This is a genomic window from Collinsella sp. SGI.241 (assembly GCF_050312955.1).
In the GTDB taxonomy this organism is placed as follows: domain Bacteria; phylum Actinomycetota; class Coriobacteriia; order Coriobacteriales; family Coriobacteriaceae; genus Collinsella.
Map to the genome: position 1 here is coordinate 20227 of NZ_JBNPKM010000015.1, position 14559 is coordinate 34785.

Annotated in this window: 13 protein-coding genes; 9 read left to right on the top strand and 4 right to left on the bottom strand. The window is 58.9% G+C overall.

Annotated elements, in window-relative coordinates; genetic code table 11:
* The first annotated feature begins 3 nt into the window (after window positions 1–3).
* The gene (glmS, locus tag ACQQ92_RS07265) at window positions 4–1851 is read left to right on the top strand and encodes a glutamine--fructose-6-phosphate transaminase (isomerizing) (RefSeq protein ID WP_427794357.1); all 1848 of its coding nucleotides are present in this window, start codon (window positions 4–6) and stop codon (window positions 1849–1851) included.
* Window positions 1852–1963: 112 nt separating this feature from the next.
* Here the strand turns inward: glmS and ACQQ92_RS07270 are convergent, their stop codons facing one another.
* Window positions 1964–2665, bottom strand: a complete 702-nt coding sequence (locus tag ACQQ92_RS07270) for a GntR family transcriptional regulator (RefSeq protein ID WP_427719781.1) — start codon at window positions 2663–2665, stop codon at window positions 1964–1966.
* 193 nt (window positions 2666–2858) lie between these two features.
* On the opposite strand from ACQQ92_RS07270, the gene ACQQ92_RS07275 reads away from it, so the two are divergent.
* From ACQQ92_RS07275 to ACQQ92_RS07285, 3 genes are all read left to right on the top strand, one after another.
* Window positions 2859–3893: a YeiH family protein gene (locus tag ACQQ92_RS07275; protein WP_427796149.1), complete on the top strand. Its 1035-nt coding sequence runs from the start codon at window positions 2859–2861 to the stop codon at window positions 3891–3893.
* A 266-nt stretch (window positions 3894–4159) separates the two neighbouring features.
* On the top strand, window positions 4160–5377 hold the full coding sequence (locus tag ACQQ92_RS07280) for a helix-turn-helix domain-containing protein (RefSeq protein ID WP_427796150.1): 1218 nt from the start codon (window positions 4160–4162) through the stop codon (window positions 5375–5377).
* Between the two features lie 239 nt (window positions 5378–5616).
* Window positions 5617–6036: a hypothetical protein gene (locus ACQQ92_RS07285; protein ID WP_427794361.1), complete on the top strand. Its 420-nt coding sequence runs from the start codon at window positions 5617–5619 to the stop codon at window positions 6034–6036.
* A gap of 239 nt (window positions 6037–6275) precedes the next feature.
* Here ACQQ92_RS07285 and ACQQ92_RS07290 read toward each other — a convergent pair whose 3' ends face one another.
* Window positions 6276–6797, bottom strand: coding sequence for a nitroreductase family protein (locus ACQQ92_RS07290; protein ID WP_427796151.1), 522 nt, complete (start codon window positions 6795–6797; stop codon window positions 6276–6278).
* 293 nt (window positions 6798–7090) lie between these two features.
* Here ACQQ92_RS07290 and ACQQ92_RS07295 point away from each other — a divergent pair, with 293 nt between their 5' ends.
* The 4 genes from ACQQ92_RS07295 (at window position 7091) to ACQQ92_RS07310 (ending at window position 11792) form a co-directional block, all read left to right on the top strand.
* A complete protein-coding gene (locus ACQQ92_RS07295) occupies window positions 7091–7381 on the top strand; it encodes a CDP-alcohol phosphatidyltransferase (RefSeq protein ID WP_427728825.1) in 291 nt (96 codons plus the stop codon).
* A gap of 181 nt (window positions 7382–7562) precedes the next feature.
* The gene (locus ACQQ92_RS07300) at window positions 7563–8051 is read left to right on the top strand and encodes a MarR family winged helix-turn-helix transcriptional regulator (RefSeq protein WP_427796152.1); all 489 of its coding nucleotides are present in this window, start codon (window positions 7563–7565) and stop codon (window positions 8049–8051) included.
* Entirely contained in the window at window positions 8051–9775 is a 1725-nt protein-coding gene (locus ACQQ92_RS07305; RefSeq protein ID WP_427728840.1) for an ABC transporter ATP-binding protein, read from the top strand. Before ACQQ92_RS07300 ends, ACQQ92_RS07305 begins: the two co-directional genes overlap by 1 nt.
* A 1-nt stretch (window position 9776) precedes the next feature.
* Entirely contained in the window at window positions 9777–11792 is a 2016-nt protein-coding gene (locus ACQQ92_RS07310) for an ABC transporter ATP-binding protein (protein WP_427728830.1), read from the top strand.
* 108 nt (window positions 11793–11900) lie between these two features.
* On the opposite strand, the gene cysE is transcribed toward ACQQ92_RS07310, so the two are convergent.
* Window positions 11901–12605: a serine O-acetyltransferase gene (gene cysE / locus ACQQ92_RS07315; protein ID WP_370450655.1), complete on the bottom strand. Its 705-nt coding sequence runs from the start codon at window positions 12603–12605 to the stop codon at window positions 11901–11903.
* 223 nt (window positions 12606–12828) lie between these two features.
* Between cysE and ACQQ92_RS07320 the strand changes: the two genes are divergently transcribed.
* Window positions 12829–13476, top strand: a complete 648-nt coding sequence (locus ACQQ92_RS07320) for a VTT domain-containing protein (protein WP_427728832.1) — start codon at window positions 12829–12831, stop codon at window positions 13474–13476.
* A 147-nt stretch (window positions 13477–13623) separates the two neighbouring features.
* Here the strand turns inward: ACQQ92_RS07320 and ACQQ92_RS07325 are convergent, their stop codons facing one another.
* A complete protein-coding gene (locus ACQQ92_RS07325; RefSeq protein ID WP_427728834.1) occupies window positions 13624–14472 on the bottom strand; it encodes a hypothetical protein in 849 nt (282 codons plus the stop codon).
* Window positions 14473–14559: the final 87 nt, after the last annotated feature.

Below are 14559 nucleotides of genomic sequence, written 5' to 3' on the forward strand. Positions count from 1 at the left end.
CCTATGTGCGGAATTGTCGGCTACACCGGCTCTGATATTGCAAAGAACATCCTTGTCACGGGCCTTAAGCGTATGGAATATCGCGGCTATGACTCCTCGGGCGTCGCACTCGAGGTGGGCGAGGGCACGGCGGCTCACCTCGACGTCATTCGCCGCGTGGGCAAGGTCGCGGGCCTGGAGAGCGAACTTACCAATGTCGACAGCGACGCCACCTGCGGCATCGGCCACACCCGCTGGGCTACCCACGGCAAGCCCTCCGTTGTCAACGCCCATCCCCACACCAGCTGCGACGGTCGCATCGCCATCGTCCACAACGGCATCATCGAGAACTTCGCCGAGCTGCGTGAGGAGCTGGAGGGCCGCGGCCATCACTTTAAGAGCGAGACCGACACCGAGGTCTTTGCGCACTTGATCGAAGAGGCCTATGCCGAGACACACGACCTGATGGCTTCTGTGCGCGAGGCCTGCACCCACGTGGTGGGCGCCTATGGTTTGGCCGCCGTTTCTGCCGATGAGCCCGGCGTGATCGCCGTGGCCCGCAAGGACTCCCCGATTGTGGTCGGTGTCGGCGAGACCGGCTCCTACGTTGCCTCCGACGTGATCGCGCTTATCGATGCCACCCGCGATGTCGTGGTGCTCGAAGACGGTCAGTTTGCCAAGCTTACGCCCGCAGGCGTCGAGTATACCGACGAGGCTGGCAACGTGATTGAGCCCAAGCTTACCCATATCGACTGGGACCTGGATATGGCCGAAAAGGGCGGTTATCCCGACTTTATGCTTAAGGAGATCCATGAGCAGCCTCGCGTCGTGCGTGATACCCTGGTGGGCCGCATGACCCCCGCCGGTGAGCTCGATATCGACGAGCTGGGCCTTTCGCTCGAGGAGCTCAACGATATCGACCGCGTGTATGTGATTGCCTGCGGCACCAGCTACCATGCCGGACTTATCGCCAAGAACCTTATTGAGGGTTGGGCTCGTATTCCTACCGAGGTCGAGGCGGCAAGCGAGTTCCGCTATCGCAACCCCATCATCACGCCGACGACGCTTGTCGTGGCCGTGTCCCAGTCGGGCGAGACGGCCGACACCCTTGCAGCCATTCGCGATGCACGCATCAAGGGCGCCAAGGTCTTTGGCATCACCAACGTGCTGGGCAGCCCGGTGGCGCGCGAGAGCGACGGCGTTATCTACACCAAGGCCAACAAGGAGATTGCAGTTGCCTCGACCAAGAGCTTCATCGGTCAGGTCGTGAGCCTTACGCTTTTGGCCCTGCTGCTGGCGCAGGTTAAGTACCGTCTGACCACCAAGCAGGCGCGCATGCTGTTCCGCGAGCTTTCCGATACGGCCGAGCAGATCCAGTGGATCCTGGATACGCAGACCGAGGCCGTGCACGAGGCCGCGCTTGTCTGCAAGGACGCGCAGTCTGCACTGTTCGTGGGTCGCGGCATGGGCGCCGCCATTTCCTACGAGGGCGCGCTCAAGCTCAAGGAAGTCAGCTACCTGCATGCCGAGGCATATGCTGCCGGCGAGATGAAGCACGGCCCTATCGCGCTGATCGACCCGGGTTTCCCCGTTATCGCGGTTGCAACCAAAAGCGCAACATACGACAAGACGGTGTCGAACCTCATGGAGTGCAAGGCGCGCGGCGCCAAGGTCATCGTCGTTGCTACCGAGGGCGACGAGGAAATCAACAAGATCGCCGACTGCGTCATTCGCGTGCCGGCCGTCCGCGACGTATTCAGCCCCATCACGGCGAGCGTTCCGCTGCAGCTGCTCGCCCGCGAGGTTGCCATCCTGCGCGGTTGCGACGTTGACCAGCCCCGCAACCTGGCCAAGAGTGTCACAGTAGAGTAATCGAGTTCCTACGTCCTAACAACTAAGGCCCGGCTTCGTTGCAGCGGAGCCGGGCCTTGTTGCATTTGCGCAGATAAAACCTGCCAAAATAAACCTGTCCCTTTTTGGCAGGTTAGCGGAGCTTGCTGGTCTCGAAGTACTCGGGATATTGGTCCAGGACCTCGGTCTGGTTGCGGAACATCATATGCAGGTGCTTGCTGACCAAAAAGCTTGCCTCGATAGGATCGCGACCGGCGATGGCGCGGCGGATTTGCTTGTGCTCGTTAACAATCTCCTGATTGTCGAGCGCCTGCGTAGCGGCGCGCAGCCAGCGGAAGCGCTCCAGGTCGGCATTGGTCGCCTCGAGCCACGACCACACGGTGCTGCGGCACGCGATGCTAAAGATCATGCGGTGCATGAGGTTGTCGCTTAAAAAGAAGCCGATGCGGTCCTCTTCGGCCATGGCTTTTTCCTGCAGCGCGATGGCTCGGTCGAGCTGCTCGATGCCTACCGAGGTGGCACGGGCGCAGCACTCCACAATCACCTGCTTTTCCAGGTGTTCGCGAATGTAGCAGGCACTCTCGGCAAGGGTGAGGTTGATGGGCGAGACATAGGTGCCGCTTTGGGGCACGGTGCGCACTAGGCCCTCTTGCGCCAGACGCACCAGTGCCTCGCGCACAGGGGTGCGCCCCATATCCAGGTCGTCACAAAGCTGCTTGACGCCCAGCTTTTCGCCCGGCTTGTAGTCCAGGTAGACTATTTTGCGTCGAATGGTGTGGTAGGACTGGTCCTGTAGGCTCGTTTCCTGCTCGCCGACGTGCATCGATTCTTCCATAGCGCCTCGCAACTGTTCTATCACACTCATATGTCAGTTGTTAATTATGCCGCGAATCAGCTCTCCGCGGTGAGTAATTCGGTTGTTGCCCGAGAACTATTGCGGCATCTTAGTCTGTTTTTGCGCATGGCTGTGCTCAATGTTGCCGTATCATAAGCCGTCGCAAACGTGAAATAGAAAGAAGGAATCCCATATGCAACTGGTAAATATCGTACGCGAGCGCTGGAAGGGCGTCTTGTTCTGCCTGATCATCGCCATCCCTGCGTCGTTGCTCGGCAAACAGATTGAGGTGGTCGGTGGGCCGGTATTTGCCATCCTCTTTGGCATGGTTCTGGCGCTCGTCTTTCCCAAGAATCGTCGCGAACAGCTCGCCGCCGGCGTCACCTATACGTCTAAAAAAGTCTTGCAGTACGCGGTTATCCTGCTTGGCTTTGGCATGAACCTCTCGCAGATTCTGTCCAAAGGCGCCCAGTCGTTGCCGATTATCGTGGCTACGATCTTGACCTCGCTCATCATCGCCTTTGTGCTCTGCCGCGTTATGAACGTGCCGGGCAAGATCGCGACGCTTGTGGGTGTGGGTTCGTCGATTTGCGGCGGTTCCGCCATCGCCGCGACCGCGCCCGTCATCGATGCCGACGATCGCGAGATTGCCCAGGCTATTTCGGTCATCTTCCTGTTTAACGTTATCGCGGCGCTCGTGTTTCCAACGCTTGGAGGCATGCTTGGGCTAACCAACGAGGGCTTTGGCCTGTTTGCCGGTACCGCTATCAACGACACCTCGTCTGTAACGGCTGCGGCGAGCGCCTGGGACAGTATGCATCCCGGCGCCAATGTGCTCGAGAGCGCTACGGTAGTCAAGCTCACCAGGACGCTGGCCATTATTCCCATCACGTTGGTCCTCGCATGCTGGCAGATGCATCTGGCGCGCAAGGCCGGCGGCGACGCCAAAAGCACGTTTTCCCTTAAGCGCGCGTTTCCCATGTTTGTGCTGTTCTTTGTGCTGGCGAGTGTGGTCACCACAGTGTTTCAGCTTCCCGCGTCCGTTACGGCGCCCATCAAGGATCTGTCGAAGTTCTTTATCGTGATGGCCATGGCGGCTATTGGCTTTAATACCGATATCGTCGAGCTGGTCAAAAAAGGCGGCAAGCCCATCGCATTGGGCTTTTGCTGCTGGATTGGCATTGCGTGCATGGGTTTGGGAATGCAGCACGTGCTGGGAATCTGGTAGAGAAGTAGCCCATTTACGTGCTGGTTGCTGGTGGCCGCATCCTCGCGGTGGAGCGATAGGAGCTCTTGCGGGTATGGCTTGTCCGCAGGTTAATAGATCCCGAAGAGCTCTTATCGCCCCGCCAGGATGGCGATGCGGGGCAACACCTATACTCGCAGGACGGCGCTTTCTGCCCTATAGTGTTTGGTGAGCAATATCGTTCAATTTTGAAACACTCGGTCGTGCGACCGTCGGCGGTTGCACGTCGCCGCGGACAGGGGCAAATCATGGATAGCGATGCCAAGCTGAACATCTTGACCGATGCCCTAGCTGCTGCCGGGGCCTCGGCATTGGCAATCGATGCGCGTGGGGACGTCGCGATCTCGACCATGAATGACGCGGCGCTTGAGCGGGATGTGGCGGCTTTTGTCGCTGAGCGCCTCGACCGCATAGGAGACGGCGCGCGTCTGGTTATGGGGCGTGCGGGTACGCGCCTGAGCCTGACCGTTCGCCCCACCGATAAAGAGGGCGGGGGCCTTTGGGTCATCGTGGTCCGCGAGGTGCGCGCCGCCGCGGCGCATGCGGGCATCGAGTGGCTCAACGCCGACGAAGTTGAGGCCCGCTACGAATCGAGCGCGTACGGCATCGTCGAAAACGCGGCAGCGGTCGCTGCCCCCGTACGGGAGAGCTATGCGCGCGGAGTGCCCCTTATGCTCGAGGGCGAGCTGGGCGCGGGACAGGATCAGATTGCAAAACGCCTGTACCTGGATGGACCCTATGCCGATCAGCCCTTTGTGTCCGTTGCGCTCGATGAGCTTACGGATCGCGGTTGGCGCCATCTGCTCAAAAGTTCCGAATCGCCGCTATTCCAAAAGGGGCTGACACTTTGCATGGGCGGCTGGCATGCCGTTGGCCCCCAACGCCTGCGCGAGCTCGTGTCCGCAATGATCGACACGGCGCTCGCAACTCGTTGCCATGTGGTGTTGACGGCAAACGACATGCCAGGCGGCGGCGAAAGCGATCAGGCTGCTTTTGTAACCGAGCGTCTGGCCTGTGCAGTGAGTGTGGCGCCGGCGATTGCCGAGCAGGGCGGCGCGTCGGAAAAGGTTGCGCGCTATCTGGAGTATCTGGCAGATATGTTTGAGACGGCAACACCTGCCTTGTCGTCCGGGGCGGCAAAGACACTCGATGCCTATCGATGGCCCCGTAACTATCTACAGCTTCGTGAGGTTTCGGAACGACTTTATATATTAGTGAGGATGGGTACGGCCGAGCGGGCGGTGGCGGAGGAGGTGCTCGCTCAGGAGGACGTTATCAAGACCGCGACCTTTGGTGCCCCGACGCTCGATAGCGATCTGTATATCTTGCGCCCACTGGCCGATACCGAGCGCGATATCGCACGGCTGGTCGTAGGTCACCTTCACGGCAACAGGACCCGAGCTGCCGAAGTGCTAGGGATAAGCCGTACGACCCTGTGGCGCCTGCTGAAGGACGACGACCGTTAAGCGAGGCGCCCGTGACCGCGCTCGGCGCGTGTGATACAGTCCAAAGCAGTATTGTTTCGACTGTGTTACGGCGTGCGGGGAGTATGGCGGAGACTTCAAAAACAAATCGGGTTCGAAAGCCCGCGGCGCCGGTCAACCGTCGCACGACTTCACGGACGTGGGGCAAAAGCGCCTCGGGGTTCGACGGCTCGTTCAAACGCACTAAATATGGTTATCCTTCGGCAAGCGCTCGCTTGGCCATGCAGGCCGAATCATCGCTGTGGGGCCGTAAGCGTGTGGTGGGGTCAAAGCTCAAGCACGATGGAACGCTCGGCTACATTAGCCGTGGCGCTGCTCGCCGTAGCGGCCTCAATCCCGCAGGCTGGCATCGCTATGTTCCGATCGCGGTCGTTGTTGCGGTGATTGTCATCGCGCTCGCGGCGCTTGGCTACGCCGGCGGCGGGGCCAATCTGGACGCAATGTTTAAGTCGCCCGAGCTCGCGCATGCAGGCACAGAAGTTGTCGAGGGCGTTCAGACCCAGACGGGCGTCGCGCCCCAGCGCGGCATGGTCGCAGCCGCTGCCACCATTGCCGATGCTCAAAAGGATGAAGGCGAACAGGGCGATGGCGCCGAAGCGACTCGAACGAATGAAACGACGACAAATCCATCGGCAAGATAAGTTGCTAGGGGGGTAGCAAATATGGGACGGGGCCTTTTAGCTGCCCAAGTGTCGAATGCCAGCAGCAGCTCATTCGATGTCAGTCGCCAACAGCGAGCGGGCTGCATTTGCGCCAAGGTGACGCGAAATGAGAGGGCGCTGACCTTCTGGTCGCGTCCTCGAAACTGAACGTCAAATTGGCGTGAATGCGGCCCGCGCAGCGTCAAGTGGTCCGCCGTTCGGTAGAACGGCGGAACAAATTACCTAACATACACCACGTTGTCGCGGCGCGGCTTTGCCTCGGGTAGCGTGTCCTTGGCATAGCCCAGAATGCAGTTACCGACACCACGCAGGCTGCCGTCGGCGGGCAGGCCCCAGCTGGCTAGCAGCTCCAGGCCCTCGGGCGAGTCAAAGACCTCATGCGCGCGGTGAATCCAGCACGAATCGACACCCAGTGCATAGGCGGCGTTGAGCAAGTTGCCCATGGCGAGTGAGCCGTCTTCCAGATGTGTGGGCACGCTGCGGTCAACCAGCACCACCACAACGGTCTTGGCGCCATAGAAGGGGTCGCTGTTGCTGCCCATAACCTGGGCGTTGAGCTGTGAGAGACGCTCGACGGTCGCGGGGTCGGTGACGGCGACAAACGTCACCGGCTGGCGGCCCATGCCGCTCGGTGCATATTGGCCGGCTTCGATAATACGTGCAAGCTTTTTGGCCTCGACGGGACGATCGCTGTATTTGCGGCAGCTGCGGCGGTGAATGAGTGCTTCGATAGTCTCCATGGTGTCTCCTTGCGGTGGCGTTGCAGATGCCCCGTTCATACCCGTCGGGCTCAAACGATAGACGGTCAAGTGCCCGGCAAAAGGATAGATTCCAATTGGGAAAGTAGGTTTGCATAAAAGTACCTTTAAAATGTGACAAGCCAATGGGATGGTTAAACGTTTTATCCCGTCTGCCCTGCGGTTTTTACCACTTGCCTAAATGACGAACGCATAACCTCTGATAAAGGTTTTACTAAAGAAGTACCAACGTTTATCAACGCGCCGTGGTGGCGCCGGGCCAGGAGGTAACTATCATGTTCCAGGCTGGAGATGTCGTCGAGACCGATTTCGAAGGATTTCTGAAGCTGCTGCGTTCCAAGACGCGCGCTTTTGTGAGGATTGACGATCACGAGTACTACATCACGCACACCGATGGCTATTGGCGTGTTCAGGATTGCGAGGCCCTCAACGATAAGGGCCACTTTACTGACTGCTCCGAGCTGGTCAACACGCTCTGCGAGGTCGTCGAGCTGCCTTGGATCTGCGGCAAAAGCCTGCACGATAGCTTCTCGGGCGCTACGGTCTACGAGGCCGTCGCCGCTTAACAGGCAATGAAATCCGATTTTCACGTGACCGCTGGCGCCGCCCCCGCGCCGGCGGTCTTTTTCTGCCGATAGGCCATAAAAGCGTAGGCATTTGCGGAGAACCTGTTGACGATAGTCAAAGCTCGGACTAATCTAGAGACACGAAATTGGTCAAAAATCGGACAATCGAATGGTGGGATAGATGAATAGTGCGGTTACGCCGGTCGACTTCGACCGGTTGCTCAATAGACTCGACCATATCTATTCGGAGTTCTCGCGCGCCTGCGGCCTTTCGGACTGCGCTTACTGGATGCTCGTCGATACCAGCACGGCAGGCGGCAGTATTGCCGTAAGCCGTCTGACAAGCGAATGGTTCTACAGCAAGCAGACCATCAACTCGGCAATTAAAACCTTGACGGCGCGGGGCTTCGCAACGTTGGAGTTTGCCGAAGGCAGCCGTAAGAACAAGGTTGTGCGTTTGACCGAAGCGGGCATGCGGTTTGCCGAGCAATATGCGCTGCCGGCGCAAGAAGCCGAGCAACAGGCTTTCGAAGTGCTCGAGCTCTGGGAACAGCGCGAAATCATGCGCCTAATCGAAAAATTTTCCCATGCGCTCGGCGATGAGTGCGATGTCTTTAAGCAGCATATCGCTGCCGAGAATCAAGGTGAGGGTGAGTCGTGCGACTGTTAATGAGGTTTTTGAAGCCCTATCGAGGGCTTGTCGCAGTGACGCTGCTGGCGCTGCTGGTGGATAACGTCGGTACGCTGTTGGTTCCCACGATGCTGGCGAACATGGTCAACACCGGCATTACCACGGGCGATGTCGACTACATCTTATGCAACGGCCTATACATGTTTATCGCGACGAGCATGGCTAGCGGCGGCACGGTGCTGGGCTGCTATCTTTCGGCGCGTCTGGCGGCTAACGTGGCCTGCGACATCCGCAATGCCGTCTACGACAAATCACTCGAGCTGTCTGCCAGCGATTTTGAGCGCTTTGGCACCGGATCGATGATCACGCGCTCACTCAACGACATCAACGTGATTCAACAGGCTGTCCTTCAGACGATTCAGCTGGTGCTGCCCGTGCCGTTCCTGGCGGTGGCGGGCATCATCTTCGCCTGGTTTATCGATCCGGCTATGGGCGTGCTTCTGGGCGTCGTGGTTGCGATCGTGCTGGTTGCGGCGGTCTTTACGGTTGCCAATGCGGCACCGATTTTTATGCGCCTACAGGGCTTTATCGACCGCATGAACGTGGTGCTGCGCGAGAATATTGTGGGCGTGCGCGTTATTCGTGCTTTTAATAAAGAGCATCACGAGGAGCGGCGCCTGGACGAGGTGTTTAGCGACTACGCCGCCAACGCCATAAAGGTCAACCACCTGTTTGTGGGCCTTGACAGCTCCAGCTTCTTTTTGATGAACATCGCCGAGGTGGCGGTGCTGTGGGTGGGCGGTAACCGGGTGGGCGCCCATGCGATGCAGATCGCGAGTATCTCGGCGGTGCTGGAGTATGCAATTCTGATCCTGTTCTTTGTGATGATGGCCCAGATGGTGGTGCTGACGCTTCCGCGTGCTGCCGCGTGCCTGAACCGTGCGCAGCAGGTGTTGGAGATTGAGCCGAGCATTGTGGACGGCGAGCGTACGCTGGGTGACGGGACGCCTGCCTCCGAGGACGATGCGGATGCTGTTGCCGTGTTCGACCACATGTCGTTTCGCTTTGACGATGCCGACGAGGACACCCTGTGCGACCTGAGCTTTGCCTGTCGTCGCGGTCAGACGACCGCGATTGTGGGCTCGACGGGCTCGGGCAAGTCGACGGTGGCAAAGCTTCTGCTGCGCTTCCACGATGCCACCAAGGGCGCCATTCGCCTGGACGGCATCGATCTGCGCGAGCTTTCGCAAGATGAGATTCGCGGGCGCATCGCCTATGTGCCGCAGAAGGCGTGGCTGTTCTCGGGCACCGTGGCAAGCAATCTGCGCTTTGGCAACGAGGACGCGACCGAGGCGGACATGCTTCATGCGCTGCAGGTTGCCCAGAGCACCTTTGTGCTCGATCAGCCACAGGGGCTCGATACTCCGGTTGCCCAGGGCGGTACGAACTTTTCGGGCGGCCAGCGCCAGCGTCTGGCAATTGCCCGTGCGCTCATGAAGCATGCCGATCTGTATATCTTCGATGACAGTTTTTCGGCCCTGGACTTTAAAACCGATGCGGCCTTGCGCCATGCGCTGCAGGACGAGACGCGCGACGCCGCGGTGCTCATCATCGCGCAGCGCATCTCGACGATTTTGCATGCCGACCAGATTGTCGTGCTCAAGGATGGCGAGGTCGTGGGCCTGGGCGCACACGAGGAACTTATGGAAACCTGCGAGGTGTACCGCGCCATCGCGGAATCGCAGATGAAGGGAGGTGAGTAGCATGACCGAGGAGCTCAAGAAGCGCAGCGACGCTATCGATGCCGTCGTTGTGGACGCGGCCGAGGAAGCGGTCGAGCAGTCTGTCGCGTCGACCGAGCTGGATGCCGCCGCCAGGGCCGCGGCCGAGCGCGAGGCTCGTCGCCAGGCGCTGTACGAGGAAAACGAGCGTGCCGAGGACGAGCGCGCCCGTGCCGAGGCAGAGCGTATGCGCGACGTGGACGACGAAGAAGAGGACGAGACGCCCCGGGATACCTGGGCGACGGTGCGCCGCTTGTGGAGCGAGGCCGCCGGCGACCATTGGCGCTTCTATATTGTATTCGCGAGCATTGTGTTCTACGTCATCTTTAACACCGCCGCGCCGGCATATAGCGCTCATGTTATCGACGAGCTGTGGGGCCATATACAGGTGGCGTTTGCCAGCGGAACTACCTTCAGCATCACCTGGGACCAGTGCGGTAAGACCATCTTTGTCTACTTTTTGATCTGGACAGCCGCCGGATCGTTCTATGCGCTGCAGAGTTTTTTGATGTCGAGCGTCGCCGAGCGACTCAACCTGCGTCTGCGCAACCGCATCGCGCAGAAGCTCAGCCGCCTGCCGCTCGCCTACTTTGACGCGCATCGACCCGGCGAAGTGGTCAGCCGCGCGACCAACGACTTGGACAAGATGTCCGAGAGTATGCAGCGCGGATTGCTGCAGCTGCTGGTATCGATCGGTACCGTGACGGGTGCCATCATCATGATGTTTGTCTATAGCGTCAAGCTCACGTTGGTCTTTTTGGGCTTTACGGCGGTATCGTTGCTGGTGACCAAGGTGGTTTCGCGCCGAACGCATGATGTGACGGGCGAGCGTCAGGAGTGGGTGTCCAAAATCACGAGCGCGGTCGAGGAAGGCTATTCAGGCCGTTTGGTGATTCGCGCATTCAACCGCGAGCATCAGAGCTCTGCCGAGGTGCACGAGGCCTCGAGGGAGCTAGCGCGCGTGAGTACCAAGGCCGACTTTATGATCAATGCCGTCGGCCCTGCGGTTCGCTTTATCGGCCGTTTGGCGCAGATCGTGATCGCGCTGGTGGGCTGCAGCATGCTGGTCGCCGGCCACATGACCGTCGGCGTGTTCCAGGCGTTCTTCCAGTTTATCTACGGGGCGTCCGAACCCATGACGCAGCTGTCGTTCACTTTCAACTCGCTGCAGAGCGCGCTGGCGAGTGCGGAGCGCGTGTTCGACCTGCTCGATGAGCCCGAGATGGAAGCCGATCCGCTGCCGGGTGAGGCTGCCAGGCTGCCGGGTCGCATTGAGGGCCGCGTCTCCTTTGAGCACGTGCGTTTTGGTTATTCGCCCGACAAGCCGCTTATGCGTGACGTGTCGTTTACCGCCGAGCCGGGCCAGAAGATCGCCGTGGTGGGAACCACGGGCGCGGGCAAGACCACGCTCATCAACCTGCTCATGCGTTTTTACGAGATCGATGGCGGGCGCATTACGCTCGACGGCGTGGACACGAGCGGTATGGACCGCGGCGAGCTGCGCCAGCAGTTTGGCATGGTGCTGCAGGACGCCTGGCTATTCGATGGCACGATTGCCGAAAACATCGCCTACGGCTGTCCAGAGGCGACGCGCGACGAGATCGTGGCGGCTGCGCGCGCCGCGCAGGTCGACTTCTTTGTGCGCACCATGCCGCAGGGTTATGACACGCGGGTGGCCAACGATGCCGAGAGCATTAGCCAAGGGCAGCGTCAACTGTTGACCATCGCACGCGTGCTGCTCAACAACCCGGCGATTCTCATCCTGGACGAGGCGACGTCGAGCGTGGATACGCGCACCGAGCTCGCCATCGGTCGCGCTATGGACGCGCTTATGCGTGGGCGCACCAGCTTTGTGATCGCGCATCGCCTGTCGACGATCGTGGACGCCGACCTGATCTTGGTCATGGATCACGGCAACATTATCGAGCAGGGCACGCATAAGGAGTTGCTGGCTGCCGAGGGCGCCTACGCCGACCTCTATCTGAGCCAGTTCGCATAATGCGACATGGGGACGGCCCCCTTGTCGCATCGGAAATAAGGCGCGCCGGGGATAGATTCCCTGGCGCGCCTTTGCGCTGGCGTGAATGTTGTCATTGGCCGTCCGCGTCTAGCGTTCGTCCACAAGTTTGGCAACGAGGGCTTTGAGCTCGGCTACCTCTTGCTCGAGTTCTTTGACGCGGCGGGCGTTCTCGGTGATGCCCTGACGGTTGAGGGCGGACTGCTCGGCGGCATCGTCAGGCATGTACTCGCGGTGCTGCTTGGCGTCGAAGCTCTCCTCGAACACGCGGCAGCCGTTGCGCTTGATGATGCGCCCCGGCACGCCCACGACGGTGCAGTTGTCGGGCACGTCCTTGACGACAACCGAGTTGCCGCCGATTTTGACGTTGTTGCCGATGCGAATGTTGCCGAGCACCTTGGCGCCCGTGCCCACGGTGACGTTGTTGCCCAGGGTGGGGTGGCGCTTGCCGGTTTCGTTGCCGGTGCCGCCAAGCGTGACGCCCTGGTAGAGCACGCAGTTGTCGCCCACGATGGTGGTTTCGCCGATGACGACGCCCATGGCGTGGTCGATAAAGAAATGCTTGCCGATCTGTGCAGCGGGATGAATCTCGACCCCGGTGATGTGGCGGGTGATTTGCGAGAGCACACGGGCGAGCGAGCGATGACCGTGCTCCCACAGCCAGTGTTCGGGCACGTGGTTCCACTTGGCGTGCAGGCCAGGATAGGAAAGGAAGATGACCAGACCGTTTTGCGCGGCGGGGTCCTGCGTCTGGACGGTCTTGATGTCCTCGCGAATGGTATTGATAAAGCTCACCGGCCGCCCTCCCTTAGCGCCATGGCAATGCGATTCAATAAAGTATAGCGATTCGCTAGGGATTAGGAAGAATAATCTTGGCGGCTTTGCATGACAGGTGTCAGTTATGCAAACTTGCTGGTAATGGAGTCATGCTTTTGTGGGGTTGCGCACGAGGGGGCACCGCAACCGTATACTAGTCAACTTGGACGTATCCGCGCCCACAACTGAGAGGTTTTACTTCATGGGTTTCATCAATTTTATCGCCGAGCTACTCAAAGACCCGCGCACCGCGATTGCCAGCTGGATCGCCGCCGGCCCGCTTATGGCCTACGGCTGCGTGTTCCTCATTATCTTCGTTGAGACAGGCGTGGTGTTCTTCCCGTTCCTTCCCGGCGATTCACTTCTGTTTGCTTCGGGCTTCTTTGCCCATAACGGTGGCTTTAACATCGTGGCCCTGCTGGCCGTAGCATGGGCTGCTGCCATCCTGGGCGACCAGTGCAACTTTATGATCGGTCACTTCTTTGGCAAAAAGATCATCGCTTCGGGCAAGGTCAAGGCCATGACGCCCGAGCGTATCAAAAAGTCCGAGGACTTCTTGGACAAGTGGGGTCACCTGGCCATCTTCCTCGGCCGCTTCTTCCCGTTTATCCGCACCTTTGTGCCCTTCATTGCCGGCATGGGCGGCATGCACTGGCGCAACTTTGTCATCTACAACGTGCTGGGCGGCATTACCTGGTCGACGGTCTTTACACTGCTGGGCTACTTCTTTGGTGGCATCCCCTTTGTGCAGGAGCACTTTGAGTTGCTGATCATTGGCATCGTAGCCGTGTCGATCATCCCGACTGTAGTCGGCCTGGTTAAGGCTAAGCTCGGGAAGAAGAACGCCTAATCCGCGCTTGTTGCGACTCTCCAAATGGGTGTCGACAAGAATAGTGCCCAACAAGCATGGGGTGCGATTGGGCTTTATGACAAAGGCGCCGCTGCGAGCAGAAGGAGCTCGCGGCGGCGCCTTTTGTGCGCTAATAGCTATTCGGAGCTATTTGATTTTCTTAACGGTCAATGCGACAGAATCGATTGATTTCGAACTGACCAGGTTGGGATATTCCTCACCGTTGGAATTGGTGCTGTAGACCAACTTGAGCTCGGAGTTGGGCGCAACATTTTGAGAGACAACGACGTAGTTCGCAAGAGCGGAGGAGTCGGTCGGGTCTACATAGGCGCCATCTTCGGAAACAATATCGAGCTGGATATAGGTTGGACCATAGGAATCGTTGAAGGTGTCTGCAAGGGAGAGGTAACCGCAGTCTGCAAGATTCCTGCCTACATAATCTTTAATGAAATAAGTGTATTTGTCTGTGGCGGGATTGATTTTGGTTAATTTGGTGGCCTTCTTTGTTGAGCTGCCGACTTTGCCGAGCGATAGCACGATTTCATCAATGGTTTGCGTTGCAACGATGGTAGTATCCTCGCCGTCCGAGTCGCTTGAGAACGTATAGGTAAACTCGGTATTGGGGTCAAGGCTCTGCGAAACGACTTTCCAGTCTTGAAGTGCGGAGTCGTCCCAATCGTTTTCGTCCGACCCCAGGTCGATATGGGAACCATCCGGCGTGAGGAACACGATTTTGAGCGTACCGTTTCCATAGTGATCGTGTCGCATTTCATCGAGTGCCGTATAACCCACCTGGCGCGCGTTCATTCCAACATAGTTTTTGACATATTGAATATGGGGGTCATCCGACGATTTGATTTTAACCGGTGCGGATGACTCGGCTTTTTGTGCTTCGTCTTGGGTTGCGGTTGAGCCGGTTTGGGCTGGAGCCGAGCAACCGCTCATCGCTAGTGCCAATGAGCTTGCGAGACCGATGATGACAAGAGTCTTGTTCATGAAAATTCCTTCCTTCGATATCCCGACATGAGTATTGTCGTGCTGGGAAGGGTTGGATTCCTCAGTTGCCAACTGAATCGGATATGC